Source organism: Mitsuokella apri (genome assembly GCF_047974105.1).
Taxonomy (GTDB): domain Bacteria; phylum Bacillota; class Negativicutes; order Selenomonadales; family Selenomonadaceae; genus Mitsuokella.
Genome location: NZ_JBHYRS010000005.1, coordinates 120283 through 138561 on the forward strand (window position 1 = coordinate 120283; position 18279 = coordinate 138561).

The 18279-nt window shown below is 53.3% G+C and carries 18 protein-coding genes; 3 read left to right on the top strand and 15 right to left on the bottom strand.

The annotated features are described in order from the left end of the window. Both ACE419_RS08075 and ACE419_RS08080 read left to right on the top strand, forming a co-directional pair. A complete protein-coding gene (locus ACE419_RS08075; RefSeq protein WP_435721648.1) occupies nt 1-1671 on the top strand; it encodes a hypothetical protein in 1671 nt (556 codons plus the stop codon). 7 nt (nt 1672-1678) lie between these two features. Then, a complete protein-coding gene (locus ACE419_RS08080) occupies nt 1679-2059 on the top strand; it encodes a GtrA family protein (RefSeq protein ID WP_435721649.1) in 381 nt (126 codons plus the stop codon). A gap of 101 nt (nt 2060-2160) precedes the next feature. Here ACE419_RS08080 and ACE419_RS08085 read toward each other — a convergent pair whose 3' ends face one another. The 9 genes from ACE419_RS08085 to cpaB all read right to left on the bottom strand — a co-directional run bounded on the left by ACE419_RS08085 (nt 2161) and on the right by cpaB (nt 10879). Further along, nucleotides 2161-2973 (bottom strand): type II secretion system F family protein, encoded by an 813-nt coding sequence (locus tag ACE419_RS08085; protein WP_435721650.1) that lies wholly within the window; start codon nt 2971-2973, stop codon nt 2161-2163. Next, on the bottom strand, nt 2973-4379 hold the full coding sequence (locus ACE419_RS08090; RefSeq protein ID WP_435721651.1) for a TadA family conjugal transfer-associated ATPase: 1407 nt from the start codon (nt 4377-4379) through the stop codon (nt 2973-2975). The genes ACE419_RS08085 and ACE419_RS08090 overlap by 1 nt, the downstream gene beginning before the upstream one ends. A 15-nt stretch (nt 4380-4394) precedes the next feature. Then, nucleotides 4395-4850, bottom strand: coding sequence for a TadE/TadG family type IV pilus assembly protein (locus ACE419_RS08095; protein ID WP_435721652.1), 456 nt, complete (start codon nt 4848-4850; stop codon nt 4395-4397). A gap of 34 nt (nt 4851-4884) precedes the next feature. Then, on the bottom strand, nt 4885-5079 hold the full coding sequence (locus ACE419_RS08100; protein ID WP_435721653.1) for a pilin protein: 195 nt from the start codon (nt 5077-5079) through the stop codon (nt 4885-4887). A gap of 97 nt (nt 5080-5176) precedes the next feature. Further along, on the bottom strand, nt 5177-6139 hold the full coding sequence (locus tag ACE419_RS08105; RefSeq protein WP_435721654.1) for a type II secretion system F family protein: 963 nt from the start codon (nt 6137-6139) through the stop codon (nt 5177-5179). Further along, nucleotides 6136-7266 carry a CpaE/TadZ family protein gene (locus tag ACE419_RS08110; RefSeq protein WP_435721655.1) on the bottom strand — a complete coding sequence of 377 codons (1131 nt, stop codon included), beginning with the start codon at nt 7264-7266 and terminating at the stop codon, nt 6136-6138. Before ACE419_RS08110 ends, ACE419_RS08105 begins: the two co-directional genes overlap by 4 nt. 37 nt (nt 7267-7303) lie before the next feature. Then, on the bottom strand, nt 7304-8140 hold the full coding sequence (locus tag ACE419_RS08115; RefSeq protein ID WP_435721656.1) for a CpaE/TadZ family protein: 837 nt from the start codon (nt 8138-8140) through the stop codon (nt 7304-7306). Nucleotides 8141-8201: 61 nt separating this feature from the next. Further along, a complete protein-coding gene (locus ACE419_RS08120; protein WP_435721657.1) occupies nt 8202-9821 on the bottom strand; it encodes a type II and III secretion system protein family protein in 1620 nt (539 codons plus the stop codon). After that, nucleotides 9818-10879 (bottom strand): Flp pilus assembly protein CpaB, encoded by a 1062-nt coding sequence (gene cpaB / locus ACE419_RS08125; protein ID WP_435721658.1) that lies wholly within the window; start codon nt 10877-10879, stop codon nt 9818-9820. Before cpaB ends, ACE419_RS08120 begins: the two co-directional genes overlap by 4 nt. Before the next feature lie 214 nt (nt 10880-11093). Here cpaB and ACE419_RS08130 point away from each other — a divergent pair, with 214 nt between their 5' ends. Next, nucleotides 11094-11738 (top strand): prepilin peptidase, encoded by a 645-nt coding sequence (locus tag ACE419_RS08130; RefSeq protein WP_435721659.1) that lies wholly within the window; start codon nt 11094-11096, stop codon nt 11736-11738. Nucleotides 11739-11793: 55 nt separating this feature from the next. On the opposite strand, the gene htpX is transcribed toward ACE419_RS08130, so the two are convergent. The 6 genes from htpX to recF all read right to left on the bottom strand — a co-directional run bounded on the left by htpX (nt 11794) and on the right by recF (nt 18279). After that, nucleotides 11794-12648, bottom strand: coding sequence for a zinc metalloprotease HtpX (gene htpX / locus ACE419_RS08135; RefSeq protein ID WP_435721705.1), 855 nt, complete (start codon nt 12646-12648; stop codon nt 11794-11796). A gap of 44 nt (nt 12649-12692) precedes the next feature. Then, nucleotides 12693-13394: a YjbE family putative metal transport protein gene (locus ACE419_RS08140; RefSeq protein WP_432648353.1), complete on the bottom strand. Its 702-nt coding sequence runs from the start codon at nt 13392-13394 to the stop codon at nt 12693-12695. Between the two features lie 274 nt (nt 13395-13668). Further along, nucleotides 13669-15726 (bottom strand): DNA topoisomerase (ATP-hydrolyzing) subunit B, encoded by a 2058-nt coding sequence (gyrB, locus tag ACE419_RS08145; protein WP_435721660.1) that lies wholly within the window; start codon nt 15724-15726, stop codon nt 13669-13671. A 23-nt stretch (nt 15727-15749) separates the two neighbouring features. Further along, the gene (remB, locus tag ACE419_RS08150) at nt 15750-16019 is read right to left on the bottom strand and encodes an extracellular matrix regulator RemB (protein ID WP_435721661.1); all 270 of its coding nucleotides are present in this window, start codon (nt 16017-16019) and stop codon (nt 15750-15752) included. Between the two features lie 65 nt (nt 16020-16084). Continuing rightward, complete coding sequence (locus ACE419_RS08155) at nt 16085-17119, bottom strand: DciA family protein (RefSeq protein WP_435721662.1); 1035 nt, start codon at nt 17117-17119, stop codon at nt 16085-16087. A gap of 29 nt (nt 17120-17148) precedes the next feature. Next, nucleotides 17149-18279 (bottom strand): DNA replication/repair protein RecF, encoded by a 1131-nt coding sequence (gene recF, locus ACE419_RS08160; protein ID WP_435721663.1) that lies wholly within the window; start codon nt 18277-18279, stop codon nt 17149-17151.

The window sequence follows — 18279 nt, forward strand, 5'->3', positions numbered from 1 at the left end:
ATGGGACCAATAATCTTGCAGAAGGAACGGAAGCTGCTTTTCTTCCTCTCTATGTTCATCGGCCTGCTGTTTATTTCCAGAAATCTCGATAATGACATCTGGTTTCTGCTCAGTGACGGCTGTTATGTCATGAACTATGGCTGGCCGACCACAGACCCCTTGAGCATGCATCAGGGACTTGACTTCGTCATGCAGCAATGGCTCAGTGCCGTGATTTTCTGGCAGTCCTATGTTATCGACGGCGAAAGCGGCCCTATCGCCGTCGTCTGCATCGTCAGCACTCTAGCTATACTCGCTTACTACAAGCTCCTTACCAGCGTTTCTGAGGGCAACCAGCGTCTTGCTGTGGCTGCTACAACCCTTATTTTTGTCATGCCCTGCCTCTTCTTCATGGTCACCCGACCGCAGATTTTCTCCCTGTTGATTTTCATCTTGACAATGATCCTTTTGGAAAAATCTATTCATACTATAACCATAAAGCGTTATCTTGGCTTTTTCTTACTATCTATCCTGTTGATCAATTTCCACGCTGCTATGTGGCCCCTGATGCTGATTCTCTGTTTACCATATCTGGCAGAGAAAATCGTACGTCTTGACCCTAAAGGCATATTCCTGCATAAGGTCACCTTACCTTGGCATAAATATATTGTCTTATTGCTGATCATTGCTGTTGGCGGTTTTTTTAATCCATATGGCATCGATGCTATGACCTATACATCTCATTCTTATGGAGTAGACCTGATCAACTCCATAGTCAGTGAGATGCATCCTCTTACCTTTAGCAATCCGCTGGGGAAAGTTGCTTTCTGCTTAATGGGCTTTCTCATTTTTATGTACAGCCGCGAGAAATTCCCCTTACGCTGGCCATTGCTCTCTCTGGGAATGGCAATTCTGGCTTTATCTGCTACCAGAAGTTTAAGTCTTTTTCTGACCATTGGTCTTTTCCCCGTGGCCTATTATCTGCGTTACTGGCAGGCAAAGAAAATAAATGCTGTTCAGCCTCAAAAAGTAAATAAAAAATTCTGTGTTGTCATGATGATCCTGATTCTGCTGACCTATGCTTATATATTCTATAAAAACAAAGGAGCTATTCTTCAGGATTTGATGCAAATTCCTTTATTTATAATAGTAGGAATTATCCTTATAATTACCATTATAGCAATTATTGAATGGAAATATGGCAGTTTGAAAAAAGTGCGTTCTATCCCTATAAGGTTCCTGATTTTCCTTACCATATTGGCAACGCTTTGCAGCGTTATGCCTTTATTTGTCAGACATTCCCTTGAACCGCCTTTGGCAAAACAGGCAGTAGATTATATTATTGCAGAAAATCCTAACGCCTCTCCTATCATCTGGACTGGCTTCAATCAGGGCGGATATGTCGAATTCCGTGGATTAAAGCCGTATCTCGATCCCCGCGCTGAAGTCTTTCTCAAAGCTAATAATCACCAAAAAGATATCTTGCAGGAATATCAAGATTTGGAAACAGCCACGATAACCTATCAGGACTTTTTAGCACGATATGATTTTGACTACATTCTGACGAGAAAAAAAGATCTCATGTATAACTACCTCAAGGAAGATCCCCATTATGAATTGGTTTTAGAATATGACGGCACAGAATTTGGCGATAACAGCAGTGTGCGTCTCTATAAGCCTATCAAGGAATGAACTTTTTATGACGAAAGAACGACTAAAGGAAATCCTGCGCTTTCTATTATCAGGCGGCTTCTGCTTCCTGATTGATTACGGGCTTTTGTTTATTTTGACGGAATATGCAGGTCTTCACTATCTTTATTCTTCGGCTACATCCTTCTCGATTTCTCTGGGAGTAAATTACTGGTTCTGTATTCATTTTATCTTCTGCAAAGCTGCAGAACAGACACCTCGGCAAAAAATATTTTTTATTATTGTCGGCATTATGGGCTTAGGACTCAATCAAGTCTGCATGTGGCTGTTTGCCTCAATCTGCGGACTCTACTATATGATTGCAAAACTCTTTTCAACGGCTATCGTAACGGTCTGGAACTATTTGACAAAACGATGGGCTGTAAACTAGAAACGCAAAAGCCATCCCTGACAGCATCAATGCATCAGAGATGGCTTTTTACTACCCGTTTAATAGATTTTTCAAGATATAAAGCAGACTTGGAACAAGCGTCACAACAAAGATTGCAGGGAAAATAAAGAGGACTCCTGATTCTTAAGGGTATTGCCCATGCTTGTGCCGAGACGTTCGGCCTGAATGATAGACGTCATAAAGAGCGAAACATCGTCAACGCCGCAGCGGTCGGCCATGCTGCGCATGGCCGTACGCCGCACTACGCCCATACGTATATCATCCTGCAAACGGCGGAATTCGTCAATAAGAGGGCCCTTCATGCGGGCCGTGATTTTTGACAGGGACGCATCAAAGGAAAGACCGGCCTGCACGCTGACACAAAGCAGGTCGAGCACCTGCGGCAGCTGGCTTTGAATCTTTTTCTGCCTTTTGTCAATCGTCGTGTTTAGGAAGACAACGGGCATCAGGCCGCCGAGCAGGCCCAACAGGAAAATCATCATGGCTCTCTGCACAACGGCATAATGGGCGTGCTGCAGCAGTACAAATCCAAACAGCCACATCATGACGGCCCCTAACAGGCAGCTGCCGTAAAATTCGGCAATGCCCCATTCGCGGGATTTGCCTGCCAGAACCAGTCTCTTCTGGATAATAGGGCGCAGTTTTCTTGGCGTCAAAGCCTCGGCCAAGGAGCCCAGTATCTTTTTAAAGCCGCCCTCTCCGGCCTCTGTCTGCTGTCTGGCAGTCGGCTCGTATGTAGGCGCGGCAAAGGGCTCGTCTGGTTCTGCAGTTGTTTCCAAGCTTGCCATACGCTTGCGGATGGTCGATTTGGGCTGAACGGTCTGACGAATCAGGCCGAACAGAAGGAGAAAAATAATTGCGGTAAGCGAGAGGACAAAAAGAACTTTGAGCATCAGAATCGTCCTCCTGTAAAGGCAATATCATTGCCGCCCTCCGGCGTGAAGAAGCCCTCGGGCAGCTTGATGCCGCTGATTTCGAACTTCTCGAGGAAGCTCGGCTGCAGGCCGGTCGGCATGAAACGGCCAAGGATTTTGCCATTATTGTCAAAGCCGGTCTGCTCGAAGCGGAAAAGGTCCTGCGTCGTGATGGTCGTGCCTTCCATTTTCTGGACTTCCGTGATGTACGTGATTTTACGGCTGCCGTCGCGCAGGCGGGCCTGATGGATGACAAGGTCGATGGCCGACGAAATCTGCTCACGGATGGCTCGCTCCGGCAGTTCCAGTCCAGACATCATGACCATGGTCTCAAGGCGCGACAGAACATCGCGCGGGCTGTTGGCATGGGCCGTTGTCAGGGAGCCGTCATGGCCGGTATTCATGGCCTGCAGCATGTCGAGGGCCTCGCCGGTACGAACCTCACCGACGATGATGCGGTCCGGACGCATGCGCAGGGCGTTGCGCACAAGGTCGCGGATGGTGATGGCACCTTTGCCCTCAAGATTGGCAGGACGCGCCTCGAGCGTCACGACATGCTGCTGCTGCAGACGCAGTTCGGCAGCGTCCTCAATCGTCACGATGCGTTCGCCATCGGGGATGAACGAGGAAATGACATTCAGCGTTGTCGTTTTACCGGAACCAGTACCGCCCGAAACAAGGATGTTGATGCGCGCCTTGACGCAGGCGCGCAGGAACGTCGCCATTTTCTCATCCATCGTGCCAAACGAAATAAGGTTGTCGACGCTCAGCGGCGTTTTCGAGAATTTACGGATGGTCAGGCACGGGCCAATGAGTGACAATGGCGGGATGATAATATTGACACGCGAGCCATCTTCGAGGCGGGCATCGACGAGCGGAGAGGATTCATCGACACGGCGGCCCAGCGGCGTCAGAATTCGTTCGATGATGTTCATCAAATGCGCCGTATCGTGGAACTTCGCGTCCGTGAGCTCGAGCTTGCCCATACGTTCGACGAATACCTGACGCGGACCGTTGACCATGATTTCAGTGATGGAGTCGTCCTTGCGCAAAGCCTCAATCGGGCCGAGACCGAGGACTTCATCGCGGATATCGGCAATCAGGCGCGGCTTCTCACCCTGCGGGATGGAGAATGGATTCTCGTCAAGCACGCGCTGACAGTAATCGGCAATCAAGGTCTCAACCTGATGCGGGTCCTGATTGACTGAGGAAAGCATCGCCTGCTCTGCCGGCGTCATCTCGTCGACAATGCGCTGGTGGATACGCTGCTTGATTTCCTGATAAGAACGCTCCGCCGCCGTATCCTGATTCTCTTCGCGCGAACCAAAAATATTCACCTGCCGGTTCTCATCAGCCGCCCGACCTAAGCGCGTCAATAAAGACATCGTATCTCACCTCAATTACTTCTTGTTATTCTTATATTCACTATACATCGTATACGTTATATGCAAATTTAATTTTTTCTCAGATGTATCGTCCATTAAGGCATCTACAGCACCGCCTATCAACGTACCTTCTTTATTCAAAGTAGCATTCATTTCAACGACTACATTGTCATAATTATTGTCTGGTTTTATTGAAAAACAGGCCGTTGAAGTCGGGTCCCATTCATACATATCAGCTGGTAAAGATTGATCCTTGTAATTCGCACGAATCTTATCATATTCTCCCTGCAGCTGACTCTCATCTGTTACAGATACAACAGCTGCCTCTCTGGCGCTATTTCGTGCAATGGTACTCAATGTTAAATAATCGACAAAAAAACTGGCAAAATAAACAATCCCTAAAAAAAGCAACAAAAAAAGAGGCAGGATTAATGCGAATTCCACAATGGATTGTCCCTTCTGGAATCTCATAATCCTGCCCCTTTCTCCGTAGATAGATTCGCCCTTATTTTCCTGCGCCGTTTGCAAGAAGATTTTTAACACTTGCAAATACCTTTTGGATCGATTCTGAAATGCTGCCACCACCAAATAAACCAGCGGCAATGATAACAACAAACGCCAGAATCAAGGCATACTCCACGATTCCCTGTGCTTTTTCACTCACATAACGAGCTTTCAGATACTTTAAGATTTCTAACATTTGGGATTCCTCCTTAAGAATATAGATGGCTGTAATATTATCTATGTAAATCCTCACGGATTACAAGCAAATTATTTTCTTAAAATCACTTCATGAATCATGCTTTAATATCCACGATTTTTCGTATAATAAGCATACCTATTATCTCTAAAACAACTGCACCTATAATGAACATATGTCCCATATCTGTCTCAATTAATGGTTTTAAATAATCGGGATTCAATATGGACAGTCCTGCTGCTAAAGCAATAGGAATGCAGGCTACTACAACAGCAGACGCTCTTCCCTGTGCCGTCAAAGCCATTACCTCTCGCCTCATTCGAATTCTTTCCTCAATCGTTTCACTGATCGTATCAAGAATCTGTGCGAGGTCGCCGCCGACCTGCCTTTGTATGAGCACGGCGGTGACGACGAGTTCAAAATCTGGACTTGCGACTCTTCTCTGCATGTTGTCGAGTGCAGTTTCCAGGGTGTTGCCGAGGTTGACTTCGTTGACGACGAGCCGGACTTCGCGGCCCATCGGGGCGTCCATTTCCCTAGCGATGAGCTCGAAGGCCTGCATGAAGCTGAAGCCGGCGCGCAGGGCGTTGGCGACCATGGTCAGCATATCGCCGAGCTGGTTCGTGAATTTTTTGCGGCGGCGGCGGATGCGCAGCCCCAGCAGGGCAAAACCCAAGAGGATGGCCGCGAGGGCACCGAGGAAAAACATCGAAGCCTTGAGCGTCACGAGGAACGTGATAAAGCCTATGAAAAGGCCCCAGAGCACGAGGATGGCTTCAAACTCTGTGCCGTGTATGGGCCAGTCGGCCTGCTGCATCCAGAGTTCGACGCGCCGCCCGCGCTGGACTTTGCCGATTGCTGTGGCAAGGCTCTCGATGAGGCCTAGAATCAGTGCCTTCAGGCCGCCGCCCTGCCGGCTCTGCCGGGTTTCTCCCGGCGCTTCAGCCAGGGAGCTCAGGCGCTCCGTGATGACGCGGTCCTCGCGTGAGCGGATGGAGAGCAGCATGACGAGCAGGAAGAAGCACATTGCCGTGACGAGCACGGCCAGCAGCGCGCTCATGACAGCCACCTATGGGCCATCGGCGCCTGATGGCTGACGAGATGGTCCACGATTTTGTCGACACTCCTTGAAAGCGGACTGTCGGGCGCAATCTCCGTCGCCATCTGGCCGTCATCTGCGGCCTTTGAGACGGCGAGGTATTCATTCGGGATGATGGCCGCGACCGGATAGCCGAGTTTTGTCTCAAGTTCGCGCCTTTTTTCCTCGGTACACGGCGAGACGCGCGTGAAGATGACTTTGGCGCGCTTTTCGACGTCGTCCCAGTCCTTGAAGATCTCAATGGCCTTGCGCATATGGTCGAGCTCGTAAGCGCCGTTGATCATCGCGCAAAGGTACGTCACGGTCGAATCCTCCGCAGCGGCAATCGAAGTCGGGTTGAAGCCCTGCGGTACGTCGATGAGGAGATACCGAAAGAGCCCTTGTGCCATGCGGATGATGCCTTCAAGCTGCGGAATCGAGACTTTGTCGATGTAATTTGGCCTCGTCGTGCCGCAGAGCACATGGACGCGCTCGGATACCGGCACGAAATAGCGCTTGAGCGTGACCGGCGACAAAAAGCGGATGTCGCGGGCGGCCTCGACAATCGTCGATTTTGGCTGCAGATTGAAGAAAACGGCCATGTCGCCGAACTGCAAATCCGCGTCGATGATGCCGACCTGTTCATGCGTGCGGCGGGCAAGAGCCCCCGCGAGATTGGCAATCAGCGTCGTTTTGCCGCTCTTGCCCTTCGGACTGAAGAAGACCAAAGTCTCGCAGTTCTGCTCCATGCCGGCCTTGGCAAATTCGCGCACAGCCTCCTGCAGCTCCACACCCGTAAAAGGCTTGACGAGACAGCCGCGCGCGCCCGCCGCTATGAGGTGTGTCGCGCTCTCGGGGCGCCATTCCTCGGCCATACAGAGGATGTCGGCCTGCGGATAAGCCTTGTGGAAGGCCTCGATCAGGGGCACGGCATCTGCGTGGTCAATATCCAGCAGAATGAGGTTCGGGTCGAACATGCGGCCCTGTCCGATGGCATCGTTCGTGCTCTGGTAGCGCGCAGCCATGGCAAAGCCCGGCGTGCGGTCGATGACGGCCGTGAGCTTTTCGAGCATTAGGCGGTCTTTCTCAACCATCATGACACGATACATTGGCAGGACCCCCTTTCTCTGGATCTTTTTTTACGGATTAGCTGAAGAGACGGCTGAGCCACGAGGACTCCTGCTGTTTTTCTTCGGCTTCGGCAGGCGTGCTGCTGTGATTGGTGTAGCGGGCTACGAGCTCCTTCAGGGCCTCGCCTAAAGCAGTTTGTTTTGGTGCAAGGACCAAAGGGACGCCGTCGCGGATGGAGTCGCTCGCCGCCCGGAAGTCATTGGGCAGAACGTGATAAAACGGTTCTCCGAGCAGCTTCTGTACATCGGCAAGGCCGATGCGCGTTTTTGAGTCGCTGCGGTTGAGGACAAGTCTTATCTTGTTCTTATCATAGTTGAGAGTTTTCAATGTGTCCATACCTATTTTCATATTTTTTATCGTCGGTATGAAATCCACAATGCCGAGGAAGGTCACGATGGTCGAGAGGTCGAGCATCGCGAGATTCAGCGTGCTGAACATCGAGGTCATGTCAATGAGGATGTAGTCGAAGCTCTGCTGGAGCTTGCGCACGGCCCTCACGGCGTAGTCATGATGGATATTGTAGGCCTCCTCGAGCTTCGTCGGTGAGGCCAGCACGGAAAAATGCACGCCGCCATGTTCGTACGGTGTCAGGAAATCCTGCACGCGGCACGAATCGCCCTCGACCTGCATCGTGCGCTGAACATCGGCCAGCGTACGTAGGGGCTCGAGCTTCAGGTAGTTGCAGACATCGCCGAACTGCAGGTCAAAATCAACGAGACAGACGCGGTAGCCCTCGCGCGCGAGCTCTGAGGCCATGTTGCAGGCCACGAGTGTCTTGCCGACGGCCGAAGCCGTGCTGAAAAAGGTGATGACAATGCCATTGGCAGGCGCTGCCTGCGTCATTTCTGCCATACCATCACTTCCTTTGCTGCTTTCATCTATCGAGTATCGAGATATTTATTTAATCTATTTATTATTTATCCATGCGGCCGAGGATGGCTTTGGCTGAAGCCTTGATGCGGTCGCCCGGCAGCTCGGTGCGGGCGGCTTCCTCAGCCCCTGCGTCCATGTCATCGCCATTCGCTGCGGGAAGAACAGCCTTAGACGAAGCAGAGGGGGCAGCGGACTGCTGCTTCTGAGCTCTCTGTGCCTTTTTCTGGGCCTTCTCGGCGACTTTTTTCTCCTTCGCGAGTTCTTCATTGGACTTCTCGGGGATATCGCCGTTGACGTCAACCTGCTTCATGTCGCGCACCTCGCGGCGGCTGGCATTGTAGGTATCCTCCATGTCAGGCGACATGCGCGCCGGCGTTTCCTCGTTGACCACGCGCGGCGTGATGAGCACAACAATCTCGGATTTCTGATGTGAATTGTTATGATAGCGGAAGAGTTCGCCGATAAGCGGCAGATTGCCAAAGAACGGCACTTTCTGCAGCGTCTTGGCTTCCTCGGAGTTCAGCAGGCCGCCAATGACCATCGTCATGCCCGAAGGGATGTTGACCGTTGTCTTGGCCGAGCGCGTCGCGATGCCCGGCATGCGGTAGCCGTCTTTCGTCACGGCATTGGACCAGTCGAGTCGGCTGACCTGCGTCTCAAGCTCCGTCGTGATGTTGCCATCCTGGTCGACAGTCGGGGCATGCAGGTCAAGGCCGATGCCGTATTCCCTGTATTCGGTCGTCGTCGAGCCGAAGCTGTTTGAGGTCGAATAGGGGATTTCGCCGCCGATGAGGATTTTGGCATCGCGGCCGCTCATCGTCGTGATGTTCGGACGCGAGACGATGCGGGCCCTGCCATTTTCGATGAGCGCGTGAATCTGCATATTAATTTTCGAGAAATGGGTGAAGAGCCAGTTCTGATTGTACCAGTGATGGCCGGCATCGCGCTGCGTGCCGTAGGTTTCACCGGCATAATATGAGCCCGCGTCATTCATCGTGATACCGCTGTCGCTCGTATCGCTGAGGTCCTGCGAAACGTAGTTGAGGCCGAGGTTCTTGGCATCGTTGGAGTTAATCTCGACAAACATGGCCTCGATGTTGATCTGGTCGGGATTGGTCATCTCGAGCATGTTGACGACAGAATCATCGATATCGCCGCGCAGATTCACGGCTCCCTCTGTCGCATTTTCGGCTTTCCCGCTGCTGCCGCCCGTCTGCGCGTACATCTTGGCGATTTTATAGGCAAGGTCGCGCTCGTACTGGTTCTTGACGCTGCCGCGCAGCAAAATCTTGCCCCCGATCATCTGCACGCGCACCTCCGGCAGTCCGATGGCCTCCTGCACAAGCTTGGCAAGGCCCGAATCCTGATTCGAAACCGTGATGCGGTATTCATAGCGATAGCCGTTTGACGCCCAGACATTGAGGGTCGTCGTGCCCGGCGAAATGCCGATAACGTTCAGGGACGTGCCGTCAAGCAGGCTGACATCGGCGATTTTCGGATTGGCAATGGCCACGCGCGTGATATTGCGCCCCGTGTTGAGATAATACGACTGGTTGAGGTCGACGGAGACCGGCGTGAACTGCGCGAAGGCGGGGGCAGGGGAGAAGACGGCCGCTGCTGCGACTGTACTGACAGCGAGGCTCAAAAAGGCTTTTCTCATTGGACACCCTCCCTCGTCGATGTTACACCGCGGATGACTTCAATCGTCCGCCCGAGACTTGGGACAGAGCCCGAGGAGCCGCCGCCCGCAGAACCGGAGCTATTGTAGCTCGGTGCCGGAGACGGGCTCGGCGTAAGAGCTGCCGGCGCACTGTAGGACTGCTGCGGAGCAGGGGCCTGTGACGGTGCCGGAGCTTCATTGGCCGCTGACTGCGACTGATTCGTGGCCTGCGGGATGCCGGCATAGTCTGTATCAAATGTGTACATATCGCGCGGCTTGAAAGGACGCAGGTCGAGGTACAAAGTGCCTTCCTGCGAAGCCACGGCGAGTTTCAGCACGTCGGCAGGCTTCAGGGCTACAGTAGCCGTGGCCATGCCCTCAGATGCCGGCTTTGTATTGACATTCTGCGAGGAACTGTCTTTTGAGTCTTTGGAGCTGTCGGAACTCTTATCGGAGCCCGAGTCGCCCGCGGGGACATTCGAGAGATTCGACGTCCTGTTGATGGCAAGCAGCAGGACATTCTGGAGAATCAGGCGTCCCTGCATGCCATTTTCCTTCGTGCCCGTGATGAGCATGATGTCGACGTAGTCACCCGGATGCGCGAAGCCCGAGACGCCGGTCACATCCGAAATGGGGATGGTCACGGCGCGGCAGTCCGAGGGAATCACGCCCGTGAAGCCCGCCATGCGGATATCGACGTAAACCTTGCGCGAGGTCATGATGTCGCCCTGCTGGATGGCCGTGCTCGTCGGATGGTCCACGGCGTCTTCCACGTCGCGGAACGCCCCTTCCGGCACGAGGTCACTCGGAACCTCGACGACCTTGAGCATATCCTCCTTGACGACAGTGCGTTCCGGGATATCCTGCTTGGCGGCGACGACCTGCACGAGATTCGTCTTAGGCTGCTCCTGAGGCTTTTCATCGGACCCCGAAATGGCGAAATACACCATAAGCCCTAAGAGACAGCTGACGACGGCTGCCGCCGCCACCCATTGACGATATGTGATTTTGTCTAGGAATTCGCGGAGCTTTTCCTTGAATTGCGCTGGGTTGACCATATTGTCATTCCTTTATCTTTTTACTTCTGCATCAAAACGAAAATCTTTACGTGTCTTGTAGTAGATTTTGGCAGATATTTATTACAAAGTGTTCTGGCTAACTTAAGTATATCATAGTTCATACCATTTTGTTTTAGAATTTTTGACGATTTTCCCTGTTTTTGCTAGGATAAGGAAAGAATCGTTTTGCATAGTAAAATTAGGGGGTTTTATTATGTTCGTAATAATGAAATGCCTTTTGTCGATTTTGCTCGCAGTCGGAGGCGGCCTGCTCGGCAGCCGCTGGATTGCGTATTCGTACCAAAAAGCGGCAGAAGGTGTCCTGAGTTTTCCGGACCGCGCAGAGGAGCAGCATAAGAAAAGGCCGCTGCGTCTTGGCGCCGTTCTGGGCTTTCTCTTCTGTTTCACGCTCTTAACTCTGCATTCCATGCATCCGCTGCGCGTGGGCTTTCTCATGGTCTTCCAGTATTTCCTGCTGCTCTACACGTGGACGGATCTCGAGCAGCGCGTGATTTTTGACAAAATGCTGCTTCCCTTTGTCATCATCGGGGCCATTTCCATCCCCGTGCTCGAGCGCGTGCCGACTGACCACATCGAAGCCGCAGTCGTCGGCGGCCTCGTCTTTCTCGCCCTCGCCGTCATCACCAAAGGCGGCATCGGCGGCGGCGACGTCAAGCTCATCGCCGCCCTCGGCATCTGGCTCGGCACGGACATGCTCATGACCGTCGTCATTGCCGGCATCGTCATGGGCGGCATCGCGGCTCTCCTGATGCTCGCCACGGGCAAGCGCAAAAAAGGAGATTTTTTCGCCTACGGCCCTTACTTCACGATAAGCGCCTTGGTGTTTACACTGCTTTAAGACAAAAAAAGAAGCACTCCCTCAGGGAAAGTGCTTCTTTTTTTATTGCCCGGAATCAGCGCACGCGCATTTCGCGGGCCTGTTCGCGCAGGCGGGCAATGCGGTCAGCCGTGTCCGGATGGGTGCTGAAGAGCTTCATGAGGGCCTTGCCCGTGCCTTCAAAGGGATTGACGATGTACATATTGGCCGTGGCCGGTCTGGCCTCCGGCAGAGGTGCCGAATGCGTCACGTAGTACTCGATTTTTTCGAGGGCATCCGCGAGGTAGTTCGGGTTGCCGCAGAGGGCGCCGCCGTCTTTATCGGCCTCGTACTCGCGCGAACGCGAAATGGCCATCTGGATGATGCTGGCCGCGAGCGGGGCGAGGAGCATCATGGCGACGGCAGCAATCGGATTGACATCGTCATCGTCGCTCGAACCACCAAAGAACATGAAGAACTGAGCGGCATAGGAAATGACCGTGGCCATCATCGAGGCGATGGTCGACGTCAGGATATCGCGGTTCTTGACGTGGGAGAGCTCGTGGCTCAGAACGCCTGCAAGCTCATTGTAGTCGAGAACGCGCATGATGCCCGTGGTGACGGCGACGGCAGCGTGCTCAGGGCTGCGGCCCGTCGCAAAGGCGTTTGGCTCGTCCGCATCGATGATGCAGACTTTCGGCATCGGCAGATTGTCGCGCTGGGCGAGGTTCTCAATGAGGCCGTAGAGCTGCGGAGCCTGGTCGCGCGTGACTTCCTGCGCGCCGCTCCATTTGAGGACGAGTGAATCGCTGCACCAATAGCTGAAGGCATTCATAGCCAAAGCAAAGAACAGCATGACGGTCAGGCCCGTGCGGCCGCCCACGAGACCGCCAATCAGCATCATGATGACGGCCATGAGCACCATGAGCATCACGGTTTTGATATTATTCATATTCATGATAATCCCTCCTAAGGATATTTCAGGATATCTTTTACTTATTTTGCAGCTTCCCGGCGGCGGTTGATGAAATAGCCGAGGCCGAGTACCAGCAGCACAAATATGACTTTGATTTCGAAAGCATACGGGGCGAGGTAAGAGCCGAGAGCGGGGTCTTCCGTCATGAGCTCGCCGGCCGTCCAGCCGAGGATGCCGGCGCCAAGATAGATCAGGGCCGGTACCTTGAGCATGATCATGAGGAAAATCTGGGCGCCAAACAGTACGATGGGGATGGAAATCATCAGGCCGCAGATAATGAGGCTCCATTTGCCCTCCGGCACGGTGTTGGCAAGACCTGCAAGCGACAGGATGTTGTCGATGCTCATGATGAAGTCGGCAATGAGGATGGTGCGCACGGCCTCGCCAAACGACGTCGGCTTTTTGCCATTTTCCTCTATGCGTCCGTCATTATGGTCTGTCACGAGCTTGATGGCGATGAAGACCAGGGCCGCGCCGCCCACGAATTCAATGTAAGGCGAGGCTAAAAGCCCCGTTGCAAAAAGCGTGCAGACAATGCGCACAAAGACGGCGCCGAGTCCGCCGACGATGATGGCCTTGCGGCGAAGATTTTGCGGCAGATTTTTGCAGGCCAGGGCAATCATGATGGCATTATCGCCTGACAGCAGCAAATCGAGGAGCAGGATGCCGGAAAGAGCGGCGAGCCACTCCGGCGAGAACATCCCTGCAAAGAAATTTTCCACTTATTTCACTTCCCAATCGTTCCCCAAATATTTTCCCATGCTTAAGATTTCTACAAGATATACGAAAAACCCTGCCCTAACGCCCTGATGCTTAGAAAAGCCAAGGGCAGATAGGGCAGGGTCTTGCTTGCTCGCGCCGGCCGTACCGGGATTTCTCCGTACTGACGATACTGGCCGTTCAGCTACTCCCCCTGTTGGAAGTTGAAGTATCTACGTATCTTGTATGCTCAATATAGCACAAATCCGTGCATTTCGCAATAGAAAAGTCAAAAAATCAGATATCGAGGTTGCGGACGAGTTTGGCGTTCTCCTCGATGAACTGGCGGCGCGGCTCAACCTTGTCGCCCATGAGGATGGTGAAGAGCTCATCGGCTTCTTCGGCATCTTCCATCTCGACGCGCAGCATCGTGCGGCCTTCAGGGTCCATCGTCGTCTCCCAGAGCTGTTCCGGATTCATCTCGCCGAGACCTTTGTAGCGCTGGACCGTCACGCCGTCACGGCCGACTTCGTCAAGCTTGCGCGAGAGTTCGTCATCGCTGTAGGTGTACCAATGCTTCTTGCCCTTGCGGATCTGATAGAGAGGCGGCTGGGCGATGTAGACATGGCCGTGCTCAATGAGAGGCTTCATGTAGCGGTAGAGGAAAGTCAGGAGCAGCGTGCGGATATGGGCGCCGTCGACATCGGCATCGGTCATGATGATGATCTTGCCGTAGCGGCGTTTCGAGAGGTCAAAATCCTCGCTGATGCCCGTGCCGAACGCCGTAATCATCGTGCGGATCTCGGCATTGGCAAAGATCTTGTCGAGACGTGCTTTCTCGACGTTGAGAATTTTGCCGCGCAGCGGCAGGATGGCCTGGAAGCGGCGGTCGCGCCCCTGCTTGGCCGAGCCGCCTGCCGAATCACCCTCGACGAGGTAGATTTCAGCCTGTTCCGGATCCTTGACGGAGCAGTCGGCGAGTTTGCCCGGCAGGCTCGAGACCTCGAGGGCATTCTTGCGGCGCGTGAGCTCACGGGCCTTGCGGGCGGCTTCACGTGCACGCGAAGCCATGATGGCCTTTTCGATGATGCGCTTCGTGATGACCGGATTTTCATCGAAATACTCAGAAAGACCTTCCGTGACAATCGAATCGACAATGCCGCGGACCTCGGAGTTGCCGAGTTTCGTCTTCGTCTGGCCTTCAAACTGCGGCTCGCGTATTTTGAGACTGATGACGGCCGTCAGGCCCTCGCGCACATCGTCGCCCGAGAGATTGGCGTCTTTGTCCTTCAGGATGCCGTTCTTGCGCGCAAAATCATTGGCCGCGCGCGTCAGGGCGAGCTTGAAGCCGGCGAGGTGCGTGCCGCCCTCTTCCGTGTTGATGTTGTTGACAAAGGAGTAGATATTCTCCTGATAGCTGTCATTGTACTGCATGGCAATCTCAACGACCGTATCATCCTTGACACCGTTGAAGTAAATCGGCTCCGGATTCAGCGTTTCCTTCTTGCGGTTGAGATGCTCGACAAACGAGCTGATGCCTCCGTCGAAGTGGAACGTCTCGCTGCGCACCGGCTCGACGCGTTCATCGTGCAGGCCGATCGTGATGCCGTGATTGAGGAACGAGAGCTCGCGCAGGCGATGGCGCAGCGTCTCATAGCTGTACGTCGTGACGGAGAAAATCTCCGGGTCCGGTACAAAATGAACGCGCGTGCCCGTCTTGTCCGTCGTGCCGATGACATGCAGCGGTTTCGTCGTCACGCCGCGCTGGAATTCGATTTCGTAAACTTTGCCCCCGCGCTTGACTTCGACTTCCATGCTCGTCGACAGGGCATTGACAACGGAGACACCGACACCATGCAGGCCGCCCGAGACCTTGTAGCCGTCGCCGCCGAACTTGCCGCCCGCATGCAGGACCGTCAAAACGACCTCAACAGCCGGTTTGCCGCTTTCATGCATGTCAACAGGGATACCGCGGCCGTTATCGACGACCGTGATGCTGTTGTCCTTATGAATGGTCACGTCAATATGGTCGCAGTAGCCGGCCAGGGCCTCATCGATGGAGTTGTCGACGACCTCATAAACGAGATGATGCAGGCCGCGCTCACTCGTGCTGCCGATGTACATGCCCGGACGCATGCGGACAGCCTCGAGGCCCTCGAGAATCTGGATCTGTTCGGCACCATAATCCGCCTTGACCGCCGTGACTTCTGCACTCGACTCATCCGTATGAATTTCGACGCCCGTCGTATCGAGGTCTTTATCCGTAAGATCTTCCTGCGGTTCCGGTGCAGTCTCCGGCTGATCATCCGGCGTCAACGTCAGGTCGATGGATTTCTTATCGTTATCGTTTGCCATAAAAACTCCTACGCTCCATTCTTTTAGTCATTATCGAGATCATAAACCATCTGTGCGCGCTTTTTCAAAGCCGTGCTTGACAGCACAGACAGATAGACTTTATCCTTTGTCACTACAACCGATTTGATGAGATCCTTCTCTTCATTCGTCCGGACGACGCGCCCTTCCTTCTGGCACCGCTGCAGATAATGCTGGTTGTCCGGAACGTCCTTGATGAAAAATCCCATGTAATCATAAATCGCTATGACGTCTCTCGTCAGTACGGAAACACCATTGCCGAGATGCAGGAACATAGCCTCTCATCCTTTCTCACTTTCTCACCAAATCTAGAATCTAGCCAATCTCATCAATCTTGTATTTATTCATCCTGTGTCTTTTTCTTTTTCCCATACTGGCGCTTTTCTGCATGGCGCAGCGGGATTGCCTCGTAGCGCTTCGGCAGCTTAAAATCCGGCGGCCAGTACAGGCTGAAGCGGAGTTCATAAAAAGCGCGCTTGATGGCTTCTTCCGTCAGCTGCTCCGGAGGCAGGCAGCGGTATAGCATCACCAGGGTCTTGGCCTCCATGCTCGTATGATCCAGGATGGAAACTTTCGCTGCCTGCATCTGCACCATGGCGGCCCTTTGCTCATTCAAAAGCTTCGGGGTACACTCGGGGACATATTCCGAGACTTCCTTGCAGCGTGCCCAGGGAATGTCCCGCAAAACGGCGCGGATGCGTGCCCGCACGTCTTCCAGCTTTTTGCTTACGCAGCGATGGCAGATGACCTCTTCCGGCGGGCAGAGACTGCCGCAGGACCTGCAGGGATGCCAGCCATTTTTCTCCCGGAGCTTTTCCAGCTGCCGGTTCTTGCGGTAAAGTTCGCGGATTTTCAGGGCGAGCTCTTCATCCTCAAGCTTTGCGCCGAGCTTTTCTGCCTGCTGCAAATCCTGCTTTCCAAGAGGCATCTTCGCTCTTTCCCGCGCCCAATTCATTTCCTGCGCATTATGCGTATTAGGCGTATTCGATGCAGACGGAACACCTTTTTCCCCGGCCTGCTCGACAGCTTTTCCCGAATCCGCCTTGGCCGCATAGTCCTTCCAGCGCCAGGAGCCGTTGAACTGGATATCCTTGATCATCTCGGCACCGGCATAATTATTGACTTGCTGCACAATCTGCGGCATGCGGTAGCGCGTCTCATTGGCCCAGGCAGGATCATAGCAAGATACATAAAGAGACTTTTTATCGATGGCCACAGCCTTGACATTATGCGCATATGTCTCGCCCACAATATCGGCCCAATGCCAAAGAACCCAGTGCTGGTAGTACTCTCTTTCCTGCTTCGGACCGAGCTCATGTATGGCCTTTGGGATGATACTGACGGCTTTTTCAAGCCCCGGTGTACGTTTCGCCATGATCTCCACCTCCAAGACCGGCTGGCATTTCAGCGCGTGATACGGCCATTCTTGACCTGATAATACCGGCCCAGCCCCTCTGCAGGGAAATAAGCGGCATCGGTCGCTGTGATCAGGGTCTGGATATGCTCGCGGCGAATAAAGGCCAAAAGCTGCTGCCTTCTCCTGACATCGAGTTCACTCATGACATCATCGAGCAGCAGGATGGGATATTCCCCCGTCTCAGAACGAAGGAATTCCAGCTCAGCCAGCTTCAGGGAAAGGACGCCCGTGCGCTGCTGTCCCTGTGAGCCAAAGGTGCGCAGATTGATGCCGTTGACCGTCAGCACGAGGTCATCGTGATGAGGTCCGTAGCTTGTGGAACCACGCAGGATATCCGTCTCCCGTGATTGCTTCAGCATTTCATTATACCATGAAGTAAATGACTTTGTCATGTTTTCACTTTTACCGTCTTTTGCTCCATATGCTTCATCCAGCCCGTGAATTTCGTACGTGACCGTCAGATTCTCCTGGTCGCTTGAAATGCGCCGCTGCATGAGATTGGCCAGCATGTTGAGCTTGCGGACAGCCTCGAGACGCTTGGCAATAATCTTAGACGCACTCTTTACGAGCTGTGCGTCCCATAATTCCAGCAGCGAGGCATCGCCCCGGCGTTCACGGATGCGCTTCAGAAGGGAATTTCTCTGGCTGATGATGCGGTTGAATTCGACGAGCTCATGATAATAGGGAGGACTGGCCTGGGAAATCTCGCCATCGAGGAAACGGCGGCGTCCGGCCGGAGCCCCTTTGATGAGGAAGAGGTCTTCAGGGGAGAACAAGACGCTGTTGATGCTGCCAATGAGCTCTTTCAGATGAATGGGGTGTTCGTTCAAAAGAATCCTGCGCCTTTTATTGCGGCTGAACTGGAATTCCAGATGATTTTCTACGCCGCGCCGGTCAAAATCCAGCAGGATGCTTCCTTGTTCCTCGTGCCAGCGAATGAGCTCCGCATCCTGATGCGTGCGGTGAGAGCGTCCCAGCGATGCATAGTAGATGGCTTCGATGATATTCGTCTTGCCCTGAGCATTCGGTCCCAGAAAAATATTGATGCCTGGCTGCAAGGCCAGGTCAAGCTCATTATAGTTCCGATAATTTCTGAGCTTAAGAAAACGAACATACAT

Bases quoted from the DNA above. Each gene is read 5' to 3' on its own strand.
- ACE419_RS08075 (WP_435721648.1), top strand. From the start codon at position 1: ATGGGACCAATAATCTTGCAGAAGGAACGGAAGCTGCTTTTCTTCCTC.
- ACE419_RS08080 (WP_435721649.1), top strand. From the start codon at position 1,679: ATGACGAAAGAACGACTAAAGGAAATCCTGCGCTTTCTATTATCAGGC.
- ACE419_RS08085 (WP_435721650.1), bottom strand. From the start codon at position 2,973: ATGCTCAAAGTTCTTTTTGTCCTCTCGCTTACCGCAATTATTTTTCTC.
- ACE419_RS08090 (WP_435721651.1), bottom strand. From the start codon at position 4,379: ATGTCTTTATTGACGCGCTTAGGTCGGGCGGCTGATGAGAACCGGCAG.
- ACE419_RS08095 (WP_435721652.1), bottom strand. From the start codon at position 4,850: ATGAGATTCCAGAAGGGACAATCCATTGTGGAATTCGCATTAATCCTG.
- ACE419_RS08100 (WP_435721653.1), bottom strand. From the start codon at position 5,079: ATGTTAGAAATCTTAAAGTATCTGAAAGCTCGTTATGTGAGTGAAAAA.
- ACE419_RS08105 (WP_435721654.1), bottom strand. From the start codon at position 6,139: ATGAGCGCGCTGCTGGCCGTGCTCGTCACGGCAATGTGCTTCTTCCTG.
- ACE419_RS08110 (WP_435721655.1), bottom strand. From the start codon at position 7,266: ATGTATCGTGTCATGATGGTTGAGAAAGACCGCCTAATGCTCGAAAAG.
- ACE419_RS08115 (WP_435721656.1), bottom strand. From the start codon at position 8,140: ATGGCAGAAATGACGCAGGCAGCGCCTGCCAATGGCATTGTCATCACC.
- ACE419_RS08120 (WP_435721657.1), bottom strand. From the start codon at position 9,821: ATGAGAAAAGCCTTTTTGAGCCTCGCTGTCAGTACAGTCGCAGCAGCG.
- cpaB (WP_435721658.1), bottom strand. From the start codon at position 10,879: ATGGTCAACCCAGCGCAATTCAAGGAAAAGCTCCGCGAATTCCTAGAC.
- ACE419_RS08130 (WP_435721659.1), top strand. From the start codon at position 11,094: ATGTTCGTAATAATGAAATGCCTTTTGTCGATTTTGCTCGCAGTCGGA.
- htpX (WP_435721705.1), bottom strand. From the start codon at position 12,648: ATGAATAATATCAAAACCGTGATGCTCATGGTGCTCATGGCCGTCATC.
- gyrB (WP_435721660.1), bottom strand. From the start codon at position 15,726: ATGGCAAACGATAACGATAAGAAATCCATCGACCTGACGTTGACGCCG.
- remB (WP_435721661.1), bottom strand. From the start codon at position 16,019: ATGTTCCTGCATCTCGGCAATGGTGTTTCCGTACTGACGAGAGACGTC.
- ACE419_RS08155 (WP_435721662.1), bottom strand. From the start codon at position 17,119: ATGGCGAAACGTACACCGGGGCTTGAAAAAGCCGTCAGTATCATCCCA.
- recF (WP_435721663.1), bottom strand. From the start codon at position 18,279: ATGTATGTTCGTTTTCTTAAGCTCAGAAATTATCGGAACTATAATGAG.